The 20,221-nt window shown below is 43.1% G+C and carries 17 protein-coding genes; 7 read left to right on the top strand and 10 right to left on the bottom strand.

The features are described from left to right. Window positions 1–25: 25 nt before the first annotated feature. From ACPEGP_RS04125 to ACPEGP_RS04140, 4 genes are all read right to left on the bottom strand, one after another. The gene (locus ACPEGP_RS04125) at window positions 26–1,312 is read right to left on the bottom strand and encodes an NAD(P)H-dependent glycerol-3-phosphate dehydrogenase (RefSeq protein WP_286795676.1); all 1,287 of its coding nucleotides are present in this window, start codon (window positions 1,310–1,312) and stop codon (window positions 26–28) included. Between the two features lie 213 nt (window positions 1,313–1,525). Continuing rightward, on the bottom strand, window positions 1,526–2,215 hold the full coding sequence (locus ACPEGP_RS04130; protein ID WP_423814022.1) for a nitroreductase family protein: 690 nt from the start codon (window positions 2,213–2,215) through the stop codon (window positions 1,526–1,528). 45 nt (window positions 2,216–2,260) lie between these two features. Then, complete coding sequence (zapE, locus tag ACPEGP_RS04135) at window positions 2,261–3,367, bottom strand: cell division protein ZapE (RefSeq protein WP_068408266.1); 1,107 nt, start codon at window positions 3,365–3,367, stop codon at window positions 2,261–2,263. A gap of 80 nt (window positions 3,368–3,447) precedes the next feature. After that, window positions 3,448–4,113, bottom strand: coding sequence for an alpha/beta hydrolase (locus tag ACPEGP_RS04140; protein WP_423814023.1), 666 nt, complete (start codon window positions 4,111–4,113; stop codon window positions 3,448–3,450). Window positions 4,114–4,297: 184 nt separating this feature from the next. Here ACPEGP_RS04140 and ACPEGP_RS04145 point away from each other — a divergent pair, with 184 nt between their 5' ends. From ACPEGP_RS04145 to xseB, 3 genes are all read left to right on the top strand, one after another. Beyond that, window positions 4,298–4,666, top strand: coding sequence for a hypothetical protein (locus ACPEGP_RS04145; protein ID WP_144297622.1), 369 nt, complete (start codon window positions 4,298–4,300; stop codon window positions 4,664–4,666). A gap of 202 nt (window positions 4,667–4,868) precedes the next feature. Next, on the top strand, window positions 4,869–6,395 hold the full coding sequence (xseA, locus tag ACPEGP_RS04150; protein WP_423814024.1) for an exodeoxyribonuclease VII large subunit: 1,527 nt from the start codon (window positions 4,869–4,871) through the stop codon (window positions 6,393–6,395). Between the two features lie 196 nt (window positions 6,396–6,591). Then, complete coding sequence (gene xseB, locus ACPEGP_RS04155; RefSeq protein WP_144297620.1) at window positions 6,592–6,837, top strand: exodeoxyribonuclease VII small subunit; 246 nt, start codon at window positions 6,592–6,594, stop codon at window positions 6,835–6,837. A 12-nt stretch (window positions 6,838–6,849) separates the two neighbouring features. Here the strand turns inward: xseB and pncB are convergent, their stop codons facing one another. The 5 genes from pncB to ACPEGP_RS04180 form a co-directional block, all read right to left on the bottom strand. After that, a complete protein-coding gene (gene pncB, locus ACPEGP_RS04160; protein WP_068408208.1) occupies window positions 6,850–8,091 on the bottom strand; it encodes a nicotinate phosphoribosyltransferase in 1,242 nt (413 codons plus the stop codon). A gap of 281 nt (window positions 8,092–8,372) precedes the next feature. Then, entirely contained in the window at window positions 8,373–10,223 is a 1,851-nt protein-coding gene (gene msrAB, locus ACPEGP_RS04165) for a bifunctional peptide-methionine (S)-S-oxide reductase MsrA/peptide-methionine (R)-S-oxide reductase MsrB (protein ID WP_423814025.1), read from the bottom strand. A 400-nt stretch (window positions 10,224–10,623) separates the two neighbouring features. After that, window positions 10,624–11,535 carry an ATP-binding cassette domain-containing protein gene (locus ACPEGP_RS04170; protein WP_423814026.1) on the bottom strand — a complete coding sequence of 304 codons (912 nt, stop codon included), beginning with the start codon at window positions 11,533–11,535 and terminating at the stop codon, window positions 10,624–10,626. A gap of 34 nt (window positions 11,536–11,569) precedes the next feature. Next, a complete protein-coding gene (locus ACPEGP_RS04175; RefSeq protein ID WP_423814027.1) occupies window positions 11,570–13,528 on the bottom strand; it encodes a glycine betaine ABC transporter substrate-binding protein in 1,959 nt (652 codons plus the stop codon). 316 nt (window positions 13,529–13,844) lie between these two features. After that, window positions 13,845–15,347: a coniferyl aldehyde dehydrogenase gene (locus ACPEGP_RS04180; protein WP_193030609.1), complete on the bottom strand. Its 1,503-nt coding sequence runs from the start codon at window positions 15,345–15,347 to the stop codon at window positions 13,845–13,847. A gap of 396 nt (window positions 15,348–15,743) precedes the next feature. Between ACPEGP_RS04180 and ACPEGP_RS04185 the strand changes: the two genes are divergently transcribed. The 4 genes from ACPEGP_RS04185 (at window position 15,744) to ACPEGP_RS04200 (ending at window position 18,856) form a co-directional block, all read left to right on the top strand. Beyond that, complete coding sequence (locus ACPEGP_RS04185; protein WP_423814028.1) at window positions 15,744–16,616, top strand: lipoyl protein ligase domain-containing protein; 873 nt, start codon at window positions 15,744–15,746, stop codon at window positions 16,614–16,616. A 238-nt stretch (window positions 16,617–16,854) separates the two neighbouring features. Further along, window positions 16,855–17,385, top strand: a complete 531-nt coding sequence (locus ACPEGP_RS04190; protein WP_025651820.1) for an inorganic diphosphatase — start codon at window positions 16,855–16,857, stop codon at window positions 17,383–17,385. Between the two features lie 179 nt (window positions 17,386–17,564). After that, window positions 17,565–18,029 (top strand): hypothetical protein, encoded by a 465-nt coding sequence (locus ACPEGP_RS04195; protein WP_423814029.1) that lies wholly within the window; start codon window positions 17,565–17,567, stop codon window positions 18,027–18,029. Between the two features lie 197 nt (window positions 18,030–18,226). After that, entirely contained in the window at window positions 18,227–18,856 is a 630-nt protein-coding gene (locus tag ACPEGP_RS04200) for a hypothetical protein (protein WP_423814030.1), read from the top strand. A gap of 333 nt (window positions 18,857–19,189) precedes the next feature. On the opposite strand, the gene ACPEGP_RS04205 is transcribed toward ACPEGP_RS04200, so the two are convergent. Continuing rightward, a complete protein-coding gene (locus tag ACPEGP_RS04205; protein ID WP_423814031.1) occupies window positions 19,190–20,077 on the bottom strand; it encodes an SDR family NAD(P)-dependent oxidoreductase in 888 nt (295 codons plus the stop codon). Window positions 20,078–20,221: the final 144 nt, after the last annotated feature.

Genomic DNA, 20,221 nt, shown 5'->3' on the forward strand with positions numbered 1-20,221 from the left:
AAATAGCTACATTCTGCTAAACGCTTTACTTATTTTCGTCTTTTTTATGCTTAGTCTTGCTTGCTGTTTGCATTTGCGCGGTTAGGGCAGCATTGCTATGGTCATGCTCCATGACAAACTCAACATCACTACGGAATCCTGCTTCCATGAGATGTAAAGCAACGCCAAGTGCCGCTTTGTCTTCATAAATGACTGCATGAAGCGCATGGGTAATCGGCATATAGATGCCTTCTTTGGTGGCTTTTTCATGTACCTGCTGAATGGTGTTGACGCCTTCAGCGGTTTGACCCAATTTTTTGACCGCCGCATCAATGGTCATACCGCGACCAAGCATATTACCAATACGGTAATTGCGGCTCAGCTCTGAGCTACAAGTCGCATATAAATCACCGACGCCCGACAGACCTAAAAAGGTCAGCGGATTGGCACCGGCATGGACACCGAAACGGCTCATTTCCGCTAAACCACGGGTCAATATCATGGCTTTAGTATTTTCGCCCACTTCATAAGCCGCCGCCATACCCATGGCAATGGCATAAATATTTTTTAGCGCGCCACCAAGCTCGACACCGCGAACATCATCACTGGCAAACACTCTAAAGAAAGCACTATGCAGCGCTGCTTGTACCGCATGGCGTAATGGCTCAGAGTCACTAGCAATGACCGTAGCAGACGGCATATTTTTCATGATTTCTATAGCAAGGTTTGGGCCTGACATTACGCCAAAGTTTACTTCCGGTAGCTCATCTTTAATAATATCACTCATCAAAGCAAAGGTATCTTTTTCCATACCTTTGGTTAAAGAGACAATAGATTGTCCGCTAATAAAGGGCGCGATACTTTTTAGGGTTTCGCGAAACGCGAGACCTGGGACAGCAATGAACACAATATCGGTATCTTTGACCGCCGCCTGTAAATCATGACTGTATTTGAGGCGATCATCAAGCTTATAACCGGGCAGATATTTTTTATTGGTCTGCGTCTTTGCCATAGCCTTAACAGTACGCTTGTTGCGTACCCACAGCGTGGTATCACAGCCATTACGAGCAGCCAAGTTTGCCATTGCCGTACCAAAGCTACCGCCACCTAAAAATGCCAAACGCAATTTGGTTGGATTGTTATGGATTTCTGCCATATTTTTTGCCACCGCAGACTCAACCGCGCTAGGATTTAACTTCTTACGCCCTAGCCCAGATTTGGTGGCACGCTCAATGATACCGGATAGCAAACTATTTTGTTTTTCAGCACCTTGATTGTCTGTTTGACTGTCCTCTATATTTGCATCTGTCTTTTTATCATTAGCGCTGGTCATATTATTTTATCCGTATTGACTGACTGAATTATGATGAGAATTTGTGCTGAGTATACAGTGAGATTGAGGGTATGTTTCAACAATTATTGATATAGAACCGTTATTTTATTGAAATAACGTGACCAGTTTGGTCATTGTTTTGCTTTGCTGTATCACGTTATAGCAACGCTTACTTTTTTGAAACATCGCTGTAATCATAGACCTGTCTAGACGCTATGACTCAAAACGCAGTAATGGCTCAATATCAATCGGCTTACGAGTGGGCATATCACACGGACTGCTTCCAGTATAAACAAAAGCCGTGACATAATCATCTGCGCCAACGCCAAAATAGGCTTTAACGGCAGGCTCATTAGCCAATAAGCCCGTACGCCAAACTGTACTAAAACCTTGAGCTTGTAACGCCAAAATTAAGTTTTGCACTGCTGCGCCAGCACTGAGCATTTGCTCAAAAGGTGGCACTTTTTTATGCACTTGCATGTGGGTGACGACCGTAATAATAACCGGCGCACGCAGCGGCATATTATAAGTTTTTTTGCGTGATTTCTCAGACAACTCTTCGCCTCCTTGCGCCGCCTGTGCTTCAGCAGCCGCTAAAAAGGCACGTCCCAAGTCGTGACGCGCATTACCTTGGGTAACGATAAAGCGCCACGGCCGCAGTTTTTTATGATCAGGCGCGGTAACCGCACAGTCAATAGCTGCTCTAATCTGGCTTTCTGTCGGTGCCGGAATGCTTAAATTGCCGATACTGCGTCTTGATTTAATCCAATTAATCAGCTGCTCATCGGTTACTTGCGCATTTGCCCCTCTCGGGCTTTCGGCTTGATTTTCTTCCCTATTACTGTTCAGTTCGTTACTATTCAGTTCGTTACCGTTATCCATATTATTTTCAGAACCATTCATGTTTTATCCTTATTTATTATTATGCAAATACCTTAGCGATATGCCTTACGCCGCTTCTGAGCCTTCGATACGATGATCCATGCGCAAATAATCTTCTGACTGCATCTCAAGCAGGCGTGAACGTGTACGCTCAATCTCAAAGGCCAATTTTTGTCCTTGATAGAGCTCGAGAATTGGCTGCTCTGCTCTTACCAACAGTTTGACGCGGCGATCATAAAACTCATCAACCAAATAAATAAAACGGCGGGTCGGATCACGCAAATCATCATCTAAAGCGGGCACAGAATTGATTAACACCGTGCTAAACTCTTTGGCAATCTCGATAAAATCAGACGCTGAGCGCGGCTCCATACATAAATGACGGAAATCACAAAATAAAATATCTTCGGTACGGGCATTGATTTTGATTTCGCGACCATTGATGGTAATAGGCGCGTTGCTGATTTTTTGATTGTTAGACAAGCTAGCGAAACGGTTGGCAAGCCAGTGGTGATTGGCCTTAGTCAACGGCGACTCATATAACTCCGCTTGCTGTAAGACACGCAGGCGATAATCAATACCAGAGTCAATATTCATCACTGTGGTGTGACGCTCAACTTCGGCAATGGCTGGCATAAAGCGATCACGGTGTAGACCATCTTTATAAAGCCCTGCTGGCTCAATGTTTGATGTAGCGACCAAGGTCACGCCGCGATTAAATAGCATGGTAAACAAATCACCTAAAATCATCGCATCTGAGACGTTGGAGACAAAAAACTCATCAAAACAAATAATCAGTGCTTCTGCATAAATGATATCCGCGACTTTTTCTAGCGGATCGCTTTGACCTTGTAGATTATTTAGCTCTTGATGGACGCGCTGCATAAAGTGGTGAAAATGCTGGCGCATCTTACGCTCAATGGTCAAAGAGTCGTAAAACATATCCATCATCCACGTTTTGCCGCGCCCCACCCCGCCCCACATATACAAACCTTTGGGAGCCGCAGGTTTTGACTTTAAAAAGCTAAAAAAGCCTTTTTTTTGCGCCACGCTATCATTGAGCTGATGATACAACCCATCTAAATAGCTCATTGCCTGATATTGCTGCTCATCTCGAGTAAACTCATCAGTGCTGATGGCTTGCTCATAACGTTGCAAGGGAGATAAACTCATAATACGACTCATTATTAGACAAAATAAATATAAAAAACTAAAAGTATGCTTAGGTAAATTGGTTAAGACACCAGCTGGTTTTACTGCGACTCTTTAGAGCCAAAACTATGCTCTTCCAACAAACCTTTTAGCTCAGATAAACGTCCATGGAAAAAATGTCCAGCACCATCAACGATACTAACGTCCAGCCCTAAACGCTCAGCAAATGCTTGCATATTGTTTGGGTCAATCACTTCATCAGCATTACCATATATCTCAAAGGTTTTATCAATGGGTAAAGTGATATCACTGCTGTCATTTTTTTCGACTGAGGGCGCGATAAGAGCAACGTTTGCTATTTCAAAATCACCCAGTCCCCAAATATGCGGCGCTACCATGACTTGCTCAGCGACACGTGCTATCACATAACCACCAAAGGAGAAGCCACCTAGCCATAGCTTACGAGCGTTGGTCTGCTCTGCAATCCATTGTAGCACGGTCATCGCATCGACTACCTCACCATCTGCGTAGTCGTGCTCGCCGGTTGACTGGCCAACGCCGCGAAAGTTAAAACGTACCACATGCATGCCGCTATCACGCGCAAAACGATACATGGTCGTGACCACTTTATTGTTCATTGTGCCTTCAAATAACGGATTGGGATGACAAAGCAGCGCCACTATATCGGTATTCGCATCTTTAGGATTGTCTTGTTGCCATAGCGCGTCGACTTCGAGCACGCCAGCAGGAGCAGGAATCAGTTGCATAAATTTACTTATTGGTTAAAAGTGAATACCTCAATTATCCTAGATATGGTTTATATTTCAAGTAATTTGCTGTGTACCTGCAACGTTGCACACAATAACCGCCTAGACACTCCTTGTCGCAATACGTTAGATTCATACAAGTTGTCGAGTAATATATTGAACTTATAGGAAAAAGGAAACTATTATGAATATTTTTAATAAAACCGCTACTTTAACAGCAACACTGGCTTCGGCTCTGGCTTTGAGTGCCTGTCAAAGCACGCCTTCTTCACCGGTGATTCAGCGCGCTAACTCGATTTATGAAACCACGGGCATCGCTGAGAGCAAAGTCAAAGCTCAGCAAAATGCAATAGACAGTGCGCAAAAAACTTGTGGAAGAAAACAAGTGATTATCGTTGATGACAAAGTAAAGTATAACGGTATTTTAAATGAGCAAACGGGTCGTATGGTCGGACAAGCAGGCGCGGTCATCGGTTCAATCTTTGGGACGGGCACGCCAGATTTATCACGTAAAGATGATTATGAGTATATGATTAATTTTCGTTGCCAATAAAAAATGATAATTTAACAAAGCTCTTAGCCAATAATTTTGCGAGATAGCTATTATATTCATCGCAGCTTATTGGCTTTACTTTTTGTCGCGGCACTTTTGGGGTAAACTATCCTGTCTGGTCTTTTATACCTGCAACCTTTACTTTGATGAGTTAATCTAACGCCACCAGCCTTTCAGCCTCGATTACCTTTGGTCTCCTCTTATGCGCAAACCCAATCTAGCAAATATGAAACAAGTCAGCTCCAAAAAAGACAAAGTATTGGTGCCTGCCAAAGATTTAGCGACCTTGGAGGCGGAACTGGCTGAGCAAGAAAACAGTCTGGAAGTCAGTTTAGAAGATACGGTTTTGCGCCTAAGTGATTACTTATCGGCGGTCGATATGGTCATCAAACAGACCTTTAATCACCGCGTATGGGTAAAAGCTGAGATTCGCAACCTATCAAGTAAAAGTGGGCATTATTACTTTGAGCTAGCAGAAAAAGATGACGACGGCAAAGTTATTGCCAGCTGCCGTGGTAATCTTTGGCGCTTTAAAGCGGCGCGCGTCTTAGCAAAGTTTGAGCGCGCAACCGGCATGCCGCTTGACCGTGATTTGACCGTCTTACTCAAAGTATCGGCAGGCTTTCATGCACAATACGGTTTCTCACTGACGATTGAAGATATTGACCCAAGCTACACTTTAGGCGACTTGGCGCGGCAATATGCGGAGATGGTCGACCGCTTGACGGGCGAAGGCTTATTAAACCTAAATCAGCAGCTACCCACCCCATTTGATATCGAGCATGTCTTAGTCATTGCCCCTGAAAAAGCGGCGGGATTGGGCGACTTTCAAGCCGATGCGGACCGCTTAGCTCGTACAGATGCCTGTCATTTCCATTATCACCATGCTACTTTTCAAGGCAATCACGCACCAGGAGAAATCCGTCAAGCTATCGTTAGCGCCCAGCAGCAGTTTTACGACACCTATCAGCGCCTGCCAGATTTGTTAGTCATTATCCGTGGCGGTGGCGCCGTTGGTGATTTAGCATATCTCAATGATTACGAGCTTGCCGCTCTTGTTGCCGAGCAACCTATCCCTGTCTGGGTTGGTATCGGTCATGAGCGTGATAAAGTGATTTTAGATGAAGTGGCGCATAGCAGCTTTGATACACCATCAAAAGTGATTGCTGCTATCATGACGCATTTGGCCCAGCTCGTCACGCAAACCCTGCAATACCAAGCGCAAATCAAACAAGCAGCGCAGCGTCAACTGAATATCGCTGAGCAACAAACGTCACGCCAGTTGAGTCACATTCAGTCGCAAACGATTGGTCAACTGACCGCCCTGCAAAAAGACAGTGATTATGCTTGGCAGAGTATTCAGCAAAGTGCCCAGCGCCAAGTCAAACAAGCAGCCAGACGAACCAGTGAGCTGCGAGTCCAAACTCAAAATTCTGCTTATCAGCAATTAACCATTGCATCAAGTTATAGCCAAAACCAAAAAAAGACGATCATACATAATGCCCAGCAGCAGTTGCTACAAGCACAACGTGATAGCGAATATCTGCGCGATATTGTGCTCTTGCATCGTCCTTCTCGTGTGCTTAAGCAAGGCTATACCATGCTGACTGATGCAAAAGATAAAAAAATACTAACCAGCAGTACGCAACTTTATGCTGAGCAAACGCTACATATCGTCTTAAAAGATGGTAAAGCAAAAGCACAGATTATTGATGTGAAGACCAATTAGTTATAGTCTATTTGCCATAAAAATACAGAGCTGTTGGGATAAATTTTGCGTAGCCTCGAACAGTGACGAAGTCACACAGCAAGCAAGGAAAATTTATAACAGCAGCAGACTCCTGAAATTAAAATATTTAACAACTTTTTATCTACTTTTCTTTCTATATTTTTTTCTTAAACTAATGTGAATATTAGGAAACCTTATGACAACCCCTACTCGCAAACGTAAAAAAGCCGCCCCAAAGACCTTTAAGGCAGCTTATGATATTCTAAAAACCAATGCCGCTGAACTACAGCAACAAGATGAGCCCGATATCGACAATTTGATGACAACGGTTGAAGAGTCGATTGCCGCTTATCGTGTTTGCGAAACTCGTATTAATGCCGTGCAGCAAGCATTAGATGCCGCTTTCGCCGAAGAAGATAGCATCGAGAAAAGCGACATTTAAGTTAAACCAATTTTACTCTGGCTCATCGACTTCAAAGACTTGGCGCAAATAGGCAAGATAGGTATCATTATTGATCATGGTCTTGCCTGGGCTGTCTGACAATTTAGCAACCGGCTGCCCATTGCACTCAACCAATTTTAGGACGATATTAATCGGGGTGATACCCATATCGTTGGTCAAATTGGTGCCAATGCCAAAGCTGGTTCTTATTTGACCTTTAAAATATTGATGTAAATTCCACGCCTTATTTAAATCCAATCCATCACTAAAGGTCAAAATCTTGGTTCTTGGGTCTATTTTTAATTTCTTATAATGCGCAATGGCCTTATCACCCCAAACATACGGGTCGCCGCTGTCATGACGCAGACCATCGAACAGCTTGGCAAAATACAAATCAAAGTCGCGTAAAAATGCATCCATCCCAACGACATCGGTCAGCGCAATACCCAAATCACCACGATATTCATGTACCCACGCTTCAAGTGCCGCTTTTTGTGAATCACGCAAACGCACATCCAATGCCTGAAATGCCTGCATAAACTCATGTGCCATCGTTCCTATCGGCGTCATTCCAAGTTTTTTTGCTAAATAAACGTTTGACGTACCGCTGACGATTTTCGGTTCAGCATTATGCAAAGTCTCAACCACATGCGCTTGCCAAACCTTACTAAAGCGTCTACGAGTACCAAAATCAGCGACGATAAATGGCGGTGTATTATTATCATATTTTTCCTGCTTTACCGCATACTGATGCAATAACTCAACTTTCTCATCTAGCCTACGCTGCCCTTCTTCAATAACGCTGGCATTTGATAAAGCACTAAAATATAGCTCATTCACAATGGCTAGGACAAATACTTCAAAAAACATTGCCTGAATCATCGGCCCTTCGATGTCAATAAACAAGCGGCCTTTTTCGTCGGTGCTAACGGTGATAAAACGGCGCTTTAACTTAAACAATTCTAGATAATCAACGAAGTCTGAACGCATAAAGCGCAATCCGCGTAAATACTCCAGCTCATCTTCTAAAAATCGCAATTCACACAAGCTGTCCAGCTGTTGCTCTAAATCGTCTTTGATATCCGCCAATGGATACAGCGTATCTTCGTTATTGCGGCAGCGAAAACGGTACACGCCATGTGTCTGCGGAAACTGATGCAGCATGGCTTGTAGCATGGTAAATTTATATAAGTCGTTATCCAATAACGAGGTAATAATAGGTTCAAAAGGTTTAGAAGTTTGAGTAACGGTCATGTTACAGCCTTAAATGCAAAAATGAAAAGCCGCTAAAAAATATAGCGACGAAATAGGTATCAATAACTATCAAGGTGCTAATAATAGAAAACGTTGAGATTTTGAGTATAACGAAGTTTGTCTCATTTTTCATAATTCAACGGTTATAACAGCAAAAATACAACGATAATAAACGTATTCATCATGTGACTATAGCCTATAAATTTGAAACATCAGCCATAAAAAAGACGTTAAGCCTATACTTAACGTCTCTTCATGAGTTTAATTATCAAGGTTAATCATTAAGGTTTTGCGGGCTTAACCAATTTAACCAAGGGCGCATAGCCTGACTGCGGCATCACATCGACTGGAATAAACTGTAACGCCCCGCCATTGATACAATAACGCAGGCCGCCACGGTCTTTTGGTCCATCAGGGAATACATGACCCAAATGCGAGTCTGCTACCCGTGAACGAATCTCAGTACGCACCATGTTAAAGGCGGTATCGTCGTGTTGGGTAATGACTTGCTTATCAATTGGTTTGGTGAAGCTTGGCCAACCGCAGCCAGATTGGTATTTATCAGTTGATAAAAATAAAGGCTCACCGCTTACAACATCGACATAAATACCCGGCGCAAATAAATTGTCGTATTCATGACTAAAGGCGCGCTCAGTACCGGCATCTTGCGTGATATTGTATTGGGCTTTGGTCAAAGTATTCTTCAGCGCGCCTTTATCAAAGCCCGCATAGCGTTTAGGGTCTAAGGTTTCAGCGACCGTGCTTACAGGCGCAAGCTTGGTACGCACAGTGCCTTCCGGTTTATCATCGGCGAGGCTTAAATCAACATGACAGTAGCCATTTGGATTTTTTGCCAAATAATCTTGATGATACATCTCAGCCAGATAAAAGTTATCTAAAGGCTTATTTTCTACCACGACTTTTTGTTTATACTGGCTTTGGATACGTTTGAGCGCCGCATCAATCACCGCTTTGTCTGCTTTATCAGTGTAATAAACGCCCGAACGATACTGGACGCCGCGATCATTGCCTTGCTTATTGAGGCTGGTTGGATCTATCACGCGCAAGTAGTATTTTAGAATCGTATCAAGATCGGTTTTATCGGCATCGTAAGTAACCTTAACCGTCTCGGCATGACCTGAGCCGCGAATCACTTGCTCATAGCTTGGATTGGCCGTGTCGCCATTGGCATAGCCTGAGACTGCATCGACCACACCTTCGACACGCTCCATATAAGCCTCAACGCCCCAGAAGCAGCCGCCTGCCAAATAGATTGAGCGCGTATTAATCGCCTTACCTTTATCGTTATAATAAACGCCATCTTTTTGCTTGATGGTTTCTATCTTGCTGTTACTGTCTGAAATTTGGGCATTTGCCGGTTTGGCATTACCCGCTTTTAGCTCGGCAAAGTCATTATCAGCATTTTCAGCAAGGGCATAGGCTTGCTCTGCTGATATATTACCTTTGACCAAATGCACCAAATTGCCTTTTTTATCGAGTATCGCCCAGCTTGGATACACTTGCACGCCGAGCTTATTAATCATCTCGCCTGAAGCGTCCGATAATACGGGTAGTTTAGGATAATCAGCTCGCACACCTGCATACCAAGTCCTGAAATCGCTCTCTGCTTTTTCATTGAGATGACCGGGACTGGCAACGGTGACAAGGTTTAAACCGGCAAACTTAGGATCGGTACGCCACTCTTCGGTTTCTGCAAGCGTGCCTAGACATAACGGGCACCAGCTTGCCCAAAACTTAATCAAAGTAGGTTTATTCGGGTCAATGACGGCCGCGCCTGTATCGCCTAAACCCTTGGTCAATTGCGGCAACGCTTGCATTTGCCCGAGCATGTCAGATGGCAGCATATCCCGTGAGCTTTTCACGCCACTGTTTTGGCTACTGGCATTAGTATTGCTCTTAGCATTGTTCTTAGCATTGTTTTCTGCGCTACTCATTTGTCCGCAAGCAACCAAAATCCCTGCACTTAACACCGTCGTTACCCCAAAAGCACTGACGTTTTTTAACCAACGTGCAGCTGTTAGCGGTGATTGTGTCGCTAAATCATGAGTGTTGCTGCCCTTATCAGAGCGCTTGATATTATGAGACTTATTATCTTGTTTATCAGGTAGCATGAAGAATCCTTTTCACAAAATCTTGCGAGCACCCGCTTAATGATTAATCATTATTAAGCGTATTCAACAGCAATAAAGCAGAATGAATGTTAGTGAAAGCAAATAGATTGCGAGATATATGAAAATGAAAAGAATGATAACGACATTAGACTATCTTAATAGTATACATCGCTAGTGGAGTTTACTTTAATAGTAAATAAGTGGTTGCTACACTTTTTTAACAACGCCGTAAGAGTAGTGATATACACAAGTGGCTACAAAGAAATGATGTGGGCAATTATTAATGGGCGATTATATTTATATGAGGATAAAATAATAAAAAATCAATATTACTAGGCCAATCAATTACTTAATAAGAAATTTAATAGTTAATATCAGTTAGATTAAGAATATAAGGTAGTTAACTTTTAGCACCCATAAATTGCGCCACATAATCATCAGCGGGATTGTTGCGTAACTCAGTTGCGCTACCAGTTTGTACCAGTCGCCCACCATTTAAAATACTGATACGCTGACCAACTTTGACCGCCTCATCGATATCATGGGTAATAAAGACGATGGTTTTATTAAGCCGTTCTTGTAAATCAAGCAACTGGTCTTGTAGCTGCGCGCGAATAAGGGGATCAAGTGCGGAGAATGCCTCATCCATCAGTAAGATTGGATTGTCGGTCGCCAATGCCCGTGCCAGTCCCACCCGCTGCTGCATACCGCCAGACAACTCATCAGGATAGCTGCGTTCTAGATTGGGTAGCCCGACCTCATTGAGCCAATAACTTGCCACTTCATGGCGCTCCTTGGTACTCATTTTACGCACACGCAAACCGTAAGCGACGTTTTGTAGCACTGTCATATGAGGCACCAAACCAAAATGCTGAAACACCATGCTGACCGTTTGCTGGCGATAATACTGTAACTCTTTATCATTGAGCGCTAGGATATTAATAGCAGAAGACTTTTCGTTTCTATCCGTTAATTGCTCTTCGCTTACCACCACCGAATTAAAAAAGGTGTCAGCTCTAGATTCTTTCGCGTTAATAGCGGTATCCACCCAAATTTTTCCACTAGTCGGGTCAATTAAACGATTGATATGACGTATTAGTGTCGATTTACCAGAGCCTGATAAGCCCATTATACAATGCAGCTCGCCCGCTTTAACGCTCAAATTGATATCATAAAGACCGACCGAATAGCCAGTCTGCTTTTTGACGGCAATGCTGTCCATACCTTCTGCCAATAATGCCAAGGCCGACTGCGCTTGCGAGCTATTGGCATTATAAACCTTGCTGATATTTTCTAATTGAATATGGTTCATTGTGGCTCTCATTTTTTATTTTTATGATTCATCATTAACCAATCGGGCGTCTGCCCGCATCAATGGTTTTTTGCCGCGCGCGTTTTCCTTGCCCAAAGGCCTGCGTGATACGGTCAATAATGATGGCGACGATGACAATAGCTGTGCCTGCTTGTAAGCCTTGACCGATATTGAGCGTTTGAATCGATTGCAGCACATCTTCACCAAGACCCGGTGCGCCAATCATAGAAGCCAGCACCACCATGGAGAGCGACATCATTACCGCTTGGTTGATACCTGCCATGATGCTCGGCAGCGCTTGCGGCAATTTAATCCAAATCAGCAGTTGCAAATGCGTGCTACCAAATGAGCGCCCTGCTTCGACCATTTCGTGATTGACTTGGGTAATTCCAAGTGTGGTCAGACGAATCAGCGGCGGCAAAGCATAAATAATGGTGGCAAATAGCGCAGGTACTTTACCAATGCCGAATAACATAAGCACGGGTATCAAATAGACAAAGCTTGGCATGGTCTGCATCACATCGAGTATCGGTGTGATAATTTTACGCAAGATTTTACTACCAGACATTGCGATACCGATTGGAATACCAACCACCACCGTGACCAGGACTGATACAATAAGCAGCGCAAAGGTATCAATCAACGCACTCCATAGTCCAAACGCACCAATTAGAAATAATCCGACGCCACATGCTAGCGCGAACCATATTTTACGAACGCCAAACCATGCCAATACGGTCACCAGCGCAATGATTAGCCACGGCGGCATAAAGGTTAAAAAGCGTTCAATGGGCAACAATAGATAGGTTAAAGCGGCGCTACTAACACTGCGAAAAACGTCACCATAGTTTCTAACCAAAGTCGCTAAGACGTTATTGAGCGAGCTTTCAAGCGACCATGCAGGAAAGCTTGAGGACACGCTGAATAAGTTAGCGGTATTATTGTTTGTTGATCTATTTGAGGCAGCGTTATTTGACAAAGCGCCACCATTCAAGCTGACACCAAGCGTCGCCGCCATCTTCTGCGCCGCTTCTGGCGTTATCCACGTCTGCCAAATATCAGGATTTTGACGTAAAAATACCAGCGCTTGCTCATCACCGCTGCGCTTGTTTTCATTCATCTCTAAAATAGCGCCGTTGAGCTGATCCGGGGTAAATTTAACTTGTTTAAAAAAATCGGTCAGCTCAGGATTAGATTGTATAAAAGGCGTCGATACCGCGATACTCAAAGGAGAAACAGGAAAACCTGAGATGCAATCAGAAGTACCATCAGCTATTAATAAATCTTGCCAACAGGCATCATCGTGCGCAGGGAACTCTAATGGCGCAAAGTCGTATTTTGCCATGAGCCCAGTTGGTTGCCAGTAATAAAACAATAAGGGTTTATGCTGTTCAAAAGCAGAGGATATTTCGGCATCGAGCGCGGCGCCCGTACCAGGATGAACACTATTAAAAGTCTTATCTAAACCGGTATTTTTTAATAAACGGGTATTAAAAATCTCACATGCCCATCCTGACGGGCAGTTCATAAAGCGCGACTTACTCGGGTCTTCAGGATCTTTAAATAGCTCAGCGTATTTGGGCAAATCTTGATAACGACGCAGACCCGGATTTTCCTCTAGGACATATTTGGGCACATACCATCCTTGGGTCGCACCGCCCTCAAGCGTGTCGCCAATGATTGCCACCTTTTTGTCCTCAATAGCTTGCTCTAAAATCGGCGAGCGCCCTATCCACTGCTCACCGATGACTTGGATATCATTTTGCAGCAAGGCATTTTCAAGCGCTGGACCGGCGCCCGGTACCTCCGTCACTTGACAGCCATAGCCATTTTCAGTGATATATTTCAACACCCCAGTGGTAAACTGCCCACTCTCCCACGTGAGCGCGCCAAATTTAATCGGCGCATCACAACTTGATACAGCAGCGGATACGGGTAAAGATAAGATGAGCGAGCTTATTAATAATAAGCTTGAGGCAATCCATTGGCGCACGGCAGATCCTATTTATCGTTATTATTCTTGAAATTATCTCTAAGTTTAGTAAAGCTTATTTTTACACCTAAAGTCTGTTGTTTATTATTAATTTATTTACTTAGAGTGCGTCTAAAAAATAGCACCGTTTTGTTTAGGTGGTCTACAAAATGTAGCGATTTATAGATAAGATGACAAATGCTCATTCATTCTAAAAAGCGGTTTTTAACTACTTATTTTGAATGTTCTGAAGGTAATGGATTAACTTTTAGATAAAAAATAGCACCTACCTGAGTAGATGCTATTTTTTATAACGCTACTTATTTAGAGCGTATTGTTATTTTAAAAACAGTGCCATGGCTTTTTTAAATACACCACCATACGGCGGCAATAAAATATTAAGACCATTGAGCTTCGATTGTATGAATACCGGCTTCATATGACTAAGACGCTCAAAACCCGCTTTGCCGTGATAAGCGCCCGTACCTGAGTGCCCAACCCCGCCGAACGGCAAGTCATGCTGCGCCACATGCATAATGACTTCATTGATACACAGACCGCCTGACACCGTATTGTTACGCACCTGATCTATCTCGCTGCTGTTGTCACCAAAGACATAAAGTGCCAACGGGCGTGGACGCTCATTGATAAAATCAATAGCATCATCGAGAGTGTCATAGTGCATCAAGGGCAAAATCGGCGCAAAAATCTCGTTTTGCATCAGCTCACTATCAGGCGCAGGCTCTTTGACAATCACTGGCGGCATCAGGCGGCTGTCGTGATCAGCATCTGCATCCGTCAACTGATGGATATGGTCATCTTCTAGATCATCGAGATAGCCTTTGACGCGTTTAAACTGCTCGCCGTTGATGATGTGCGAGTAATCAGGATTGTCTGCAATATTGGGATAATGCTTTTCCATCCACTCTTTTGCCAGACGGGTAAACTCCTCATGATATTGACGTTGAACCAATACATAATCAGGCGCAATACAGGTTTGACCCGCATTAAGCGTTTTACCCATCATCACGCGATTAACAGCGTTTTCTAAATTAGCACCTTCTAAAACGACAACCGGCGACTTACCACCCAGCTCAAGGGTGACTGGCGTTAAGTTCGGTGCCGCCGCCGCCATGACTTTTTTGCCGACTGCGGTCGAGCCGGTATACAATAAATGGTCAAAAGGCAGTTTACTAAAGGCTTCGGCAATCTCAACTTCGCCAATCACCACAGAAACCATATCCGGTGAAAAATAACGCGAAATAGTCTCAGCAAAGGTTTGAGCAAATTGCGGTGCCGCCTCGCTCATCTTAATCATAATGCGATTGCCCGCTACCAGCGCATCAATCATCGGTCCGACTGCTAAAAATAGCGGGTAATTCCAAGGCACCATAATACCGACCACGCCAAGCGGCTGCGGCTGAATCTCATTATGAGCTGGCATATAAAGCGCTGAAATCGATACCCGCTGCGGCTTCATCCATTTTTTACCATTCTTTTTTGCATGGCTAATACCGGTAAAGCTTGGAAATAGCTCAGCAAACTGTGTTTCGGACTCACTGCGATAGCCAAAATCGGCACTAATCGCTTTGGCAAGTAGCGCTTGGTTGTCGCTTAGCATCACCTCTAAATTATCGAGTTGATTTTCACGCGTGGTCCAATCATTGATAGGCTGCGTGCGGCTCAGCTTTTGTAAGCGCGCAAATTGCGCTTGCATATCAGCGACCGTTTTAATGATACTAAGAGACTCATCTGCATTATGAGCATGATTTGGTTTTTGAGTTTGATTGGTTGGCGTAGGCTCATTTTGAGAGGGTGTATTTTGATTACTATCAGTCATTTGTCTTCCTTGTTATGAGCGTTAGAGTCAGTACGCTATTATCGATTTAGGACTCTGAATCTATGGTCGTTAAAATAAGCAGTCTCTAAAGTACGAAAAGCGCCTGAGATTCCATTCAATGCTGCTAAACAGTATTTATTTTATTCAATGCCGTTTAATGTAACGCATTGTCCAATCAATGAACAGCACCTTTGATTGACTACTGGGTTTGTATGAAATACGTGTCAGGCAAGGGTTATATTGCCGCAATTTAACAGTAGTTTTAACGCAGCTCGGACAATTAATTCATAGATTAAATAGCGAAATTTAGATTTGGGCACAAAAGCTAAAACTGCTACACTAAATATCAATAACAAGCCCCTTTTTTAATAACAAAACCATAAGACAATCACTCTCATGCAAAATACCGCGCAACCACTCAATGATATGCTGGTCAGCAAATCACTCTCAGCTGCTGATTACGTCCCTACCCTTGATGCTATGCTATCGCGTACGTTAGCACGTATCGCGCTCAAAAAAGAGCAAGGTCTACGTACGCCTGACGAGCTTTGGATTGTCGATCACAATGATGTCTATACGCTTGGACAAGCCGGTAAAGAAGAGCATATCCTACAACGTACCAATACCCCGATTATCAAGACCGACCGCGGCGGTCAGGTGACATGGCACGGGCATGGACAGTTGGTTATCTATTGGTTGTTTGATTTGGAAAGTTTGGGCTGGAGTGTGCGCAACATGGTATCGCACGCCGAGCAAGCGATTGAAGATGTGGTCAATGACTGCCTAAAAAGCCACGCGCCTAATAGCAGTCTTATCAGCGCCCATGCCCGCCGCGATGCGCCCGGGGTTTATTTATATAGCCATCTGAATACTGCCAGCAATGACAAGGCTCAACCACTCACTGAGCTTCCGGCCGATGACGCCATTATGCTCGGTAAAATCGCCTCACTTGGCTTTAAAATCAAGCATGGTTTTAGTTATCATGGCGTCGCGATTAATTTAGATTGTGATTTATCGGCCTTTAATGCGATTAATCCTTGTGGTTATGCGGGCATGCAAATGTTACGACTGGCTGACTTCGTTGCGATGGTTGAGCAAACGCAGGATGAGCAAACGGTGGATGAACAACTGGCAGCGCAGGTAGCGGAAAAATCTATGCCAGCAATGACCAACTGTTTAAGCTATGAGCAAGTGACCCAAAAACTTATCGATAATATTGCCAAACGTCATGCTGGACATATCCAATTACGTGCCCTCGCCCCAAAGTAATTTTCCAAGTTTTTTTATACAGTCTTGCTTACACAGTTTTTCAAATTAAATACTGTTCTTTGCATAATCCTTTTTTGCATAATATCGTGCACGCTTAGACTTAAGCATTGTGAGAAAATTTTAGTCAAACTTGTTATAATCGCAGGCGCACAAATTGGGCGCAGCAATAACCTTAGCGCGCCAACATTTAACCCTTTATCATTGAAGTATTCATAACAAAAGCACCTTGGAGCAATTTATGGCAGATTTTAATAAAATTTTAGACGCAGGCGACGTCGATGGCGGCATCATTAATGTGGTCGTAGAAATCCCAACTGGTAGCAGCCATAAAATTGAGTGGAATCGCGAATTGGCAGTTTTTGAGCTTGACCGTGTTGATCCACAGATTTTTGCTAAACCTTGTAACTATGGTTTTATTCCGCAAACCCTTGATGAAGATGGCGATGAGTTAGATGCGCTTATCATCACAGAACAGCCTTTGCCTACTGGTATTTTCTTAAAAGCGAAAGTAATCGGCGTGATGAAATTCGTTGATGATGGCGAAGTTGATGACAAAATCGTCGTCGTACCGGCTGACGACCGTGATACAGGCAATGCTTATAACAGCCTAGAAGACTTACCAAAGCAGCTTATCAACCAATTACAATTCCATTTTAGCCACTATAAAGACCTTAAAAAAGCCGGTACAACGGTGGTCGAATCTTGGGGTGACGTCGCAGAAGCTAAAGAAGTCATCAAAGAGTCTATCCAACGCTGGAAAGACCTATAAATTATCCTAGATAATTTATAAGAAGCGTTTATTGCCATTTTTTTATTAAAATAGGATAAGCGCCATGAAAATACCGCAGACATGATAATGGTTGCGGTATTTTTTTGCTTGAATTTTGCGCCGATAAAATGGTTATAATACCCTCACCTACCTAGTATCACACCCAAATAAGGACTGTCATGTTTGACTCTGATTCAGGCTCAACGCCCGCCAATAAAAAACTGCCAAAAGCCGTTATGATGATGGTCGAAAAAGGCAATTTGGTGCAGGCAATTAAAACCTTGGCCGCTGATGAAAATATCAGTATGGATGCCGCCAAATCTCGCATAGATGCTTATGAGCTTGCGCTAAAGAACCAGCAGCAGCAAACCCTCACGACTATCGCCAACAAACAAGGTATCCCAAGCCAAGCTTTTAGCTTTGATAGAGAACAAGTGCAAGAAGAACCTGAGCAATTGATTAGAAGTAAAGTCAAAAGCACGCCCTCTGAGCAAGGCTTCCAAAGTCTACAAGACGGCGTTGACAGCCAGCTTAATGATTTGGGCTATAAAAAACCGCTTATTCCTTATTGGGCAAAGCGGCTATTGGTCATTGCTGCGGTGATGGCAGGGTTATTTTGGATAATGTGGCGTGTGTTTGGCTAGCCTGTTTTAAATAGTTCCATTATATCAGTCTGTTTTAAGTGGTCTGTTAATAGGTTTTAAGGGTGAAATAGCTGGTTCCGTTGGGGTATACTCTCTATTGAAAAGCCTTGAATCAAAAGCTATCACTGGCTATTTAGAAAGCTCGAATTGTACTTTTCCTCATCCACTTACAAAATCGCATACAAGCCATAAATATTATGAATAAAAGACCAGCTCTGCTTGTATCAGACCAAAACCTAAAGTTAGTAACTCAATTTTTGATGATAACTTATGTTCTTTGTTTATTATTACCTGCTTATAAGCTAAGTATAATGGTAGGAGATGGTCAAGATGGCGGAGGTATTGGTACTTTAATATTGGGCACGTTGTATTTATCTATAGGATTGACGTTAGGAGACTACGGAATATTAGCTGTTTGTGGAAACTATATATTCTTCTACCTTGTTATTCGATTACTTACCATACCAAACTACTCGACCAAATTTTCAGTCGTTTTAGCTATCTTGTTGTTATGTTCGATAGCTTTAAGTTTTTATGATGTTTTTCCTGTCAACTACACTTCAAACGGACATATAGTGGCATGGGGATATGGTGCTTTTGCTTGGTATTTTAGTTTGTGTGCCATGTCTTTTTTAATAATTTATCGTTTTTTTGTTAAAAAAACACCGCATATTTCATGGTTTATATTGGTATTGGTAGTAAGCTTCTTGTGTTCTCTAGGTTTGCGATATTATCAATATCACTATTGGGCCGATGAATACCACAAAAAATATTTCTTTGACGGTGTATGGTTGATGCGTATGCTGAGCCACATTAGGATTGTTTAAGACTCAACAATCTGAGAGAGTATGGAAATTCCGAGGTGTTTCATACATCTGCCAGATCGATTCCTGTATAGCGCATCGATCACGAATAGAATGTGTATGGCAGATACACCACGAAGTACACTATGACTATTTCCGTAAGTTGAAACCTTGATACCATTGGCCTACAGCCTATTGTTCAAATCCTCACTAGGGAACTACTCTTCTTCCCCTGAGAAACGTTATGGCAAACCAAAAATCCACTACCTACCCATTTATATAATTAAAAATAATTTTAAGACATTAAAAAAGAGATACCGTAGCATCTCTTTTTTTAAATACATCAGACATATTATCTTAGTGATGCTCACCCGGTAGAATTCTGGCAAAGGCACGCTGAGCAAGGTTTGGTTTTTTATTGCTAGTCAATCCAGCACGAGTACTTGGGAAAATACGGTAACCCATCGATTGAATACCAACGTTAATGGCTGGTGCTAGTGAATAAGTCGCCGACGCAAATTTGCCCATGTTACTGGCAATACTGTTTGGTTTATGGACAATCGCTTTGGCGACCATCATCGCCGCTTCATCAGGCATCAGCGCAGGCATGTAGCGGTATAACTTAGTTGGCTCAATCATCGGCGTACGCACCAACGGCATAAAGATATTGGTAATGGTGACATTATCGCCTTTTACTTCAGCGGCCAAGCAGCGGCTAAAGGCATCCAATGCTGATTTCGAGGCGACATAAGCGGCAAAGCGCGGACTGTTTGCGAGCACACCAATCGACGAGATATTTACAATTTGACCGGTCTGGCGCTCGATCATGGTCGGCAAAAATCCAAGCACTATTTTAACCGCACCAAAGTAATTGATATCCATGGTACGCTCAAAATCATGGAACCGATCTATAGACTCGTGCACCGAGCGACGAATTGAGCGACCCGCATTATTGACCAGGACATCTACATGACCGAAATCTGCCAAAATTTGCGTGCTAATTTTTTCGATATCATCCATATTGGTCAGATCACAAGGGTAATAAGTAGCTTTACCACCAAGCTCCTCGATACTGTCTTTCACAGCTTTTAATTTGTCTTCAGTACGTGCCAGCAAGATCACATGAGCACCGCATTCACTGAGCAAATAGGCCGTACGCTCACCAATACCACTTGATGCCCCTGTGATAATAATATGCTTATCTTTGACTGCTTTGCTGATTGCTTTTTTTGAGGGGTTGGCCATAAAAGATCCTTTTCGTAAATGATACTTCCGTTAATGTTCGCCTAAAGCATAACAAATATAATTGGATTGAAGTTAATAAATAAGCCGTAAAATGCATTTAATATCATGAATATTAGCAGTTAGGTATTTATTATCAAGTGGATT

The sequence above is a fragment of the Psychrobacter sp. 219-2-C genome, from assembly GCF_049560815.1.
GTDB lineage: Bacteria > Pseudomonadota > Gammaproteobacteria > Pseudomonadales > Moraxellaceae > Psychrobacter > Psychrobacter faecalis.

What these genes read in the sequence shown, in the direction of transcription:
- ACPEGP_RS04125 (WP_286795676.1), bottom strand. Translation starts at nt 1,312, where the DNA reads ATGACCAGCGCTAATGATAAAAAGACAGATGCAAATATAGAGGACAGT.
- ACPEGP_RS04130 (WP_423814022.1), bottom strand. Translation starts at nt 2,215, where the DNA reads ATGAATGGTTCTGAAAATAATATGGATAACGGTAACGAACTGAATAGT.
- zapE (WP_068408266.1), bottom strand. Translation starts at nt 3,367, where the DNA reads ATGAGTTTATCTCCCTTGCAACGTTATGAGCAAGCCATCAGCACTGAT.
- ACPEGP_RS04140 (WP_423814023.1), bottom strand. Translation starts at nt 4,113, where the DNA reads ATGCAACTGATTCCTGCTCCTGCTGGCGTGCTCGAAGTCGACGCGCTA.
- ACPEGP_RS04145 (WP_144297622.1), top strand. Translation starts at nt 4,298, where the DNA reads ATGAATATTTTTAATAAAACCGCTACTTTAACAGCAACACTGGCTTCG.
- xseA (WP_423814024.1), top strand. Translation starts at nt 4,869, where the DNA reads ATGCGCAAACCCAATCTAGCAAATATGAAACAAGTCAGCTCCAAAAAA.
- xseB (WP_144297620.1), top strand. Translation starts at nt 6,592, where the DNA reads ATGACAACCCCTACTCGCAAACGTAAAAAAGCCGCCCCAAAGACCTTT.
- pncB (WP_068408208.1), bottom strand. Translation starts at nt 8,091, where the DNA reads ATGACCGTTACTCAAACTTCTAAACCTTTTGAACCTATTATTACCTCG.
- msrAB (WP_423814025.1), bottom strand. Translation starts at nt 10,223, where the DNA reads ATGCTACCTGATAAACAAGATAATAAGTCTCATAATATCAAGCGCTCT.
- ACPEGP_RS04170 (WP_423814026.1), bottom strand. Translation starts at nt 11,535, where the DNA reads ATGAACCATATTCAATTAGAAAATATCAGCAAGGTTTATAATGCCAAT.
- ACPEGP_RS04180 (WP_193030609.1), bottom strand. Translation starts at nt 15,347, where the DNA reads ATGACTGATAGTAATCAAAATACACCCTCTCAAAATGAGCCTACGCCA.
- ACPEGP_RS04185 (WP_423814028.1), top strand. Translation starts at nt 15,744, where the DNA reads ATGCAAAATACCGCGCAACCACTCAATGATATGCTGGTCAGCAAATCA.
- ACPEGP_RS04190 (WP_025651820.1), top strand. Translation starts at nt 16,855, where the DNA reads ATGGCAGATTTTAATAAAATTTTAGACGCAGGCGACGTCGATGGCGGC.
- ACPEGP_RS04195 (WP_423814029.1), top strand. Translation starts at nt 17,565, where the DNA reads ATGTTTGACTCTGATTCAGGCTCAACGCCCGCCAATAAAAAACTGCCA.
- ACPEGP_RS04200 (WP_423814030.1), top strand. Translation starts at nt 18,227, where the DNA reads ATGAATAAAAGACCAGCTCTGCTTGTATCAGACCAAAACCTAAAGTTA.
- ACPEGP_RS04205 (WP_423814031.1), bottom strand. Translation starts at nt 20,077, where the DNA reads ATGGCCAACCCCTCAAAAAAAGCAATCAGCAAAGCAGTCAAAGATAAG.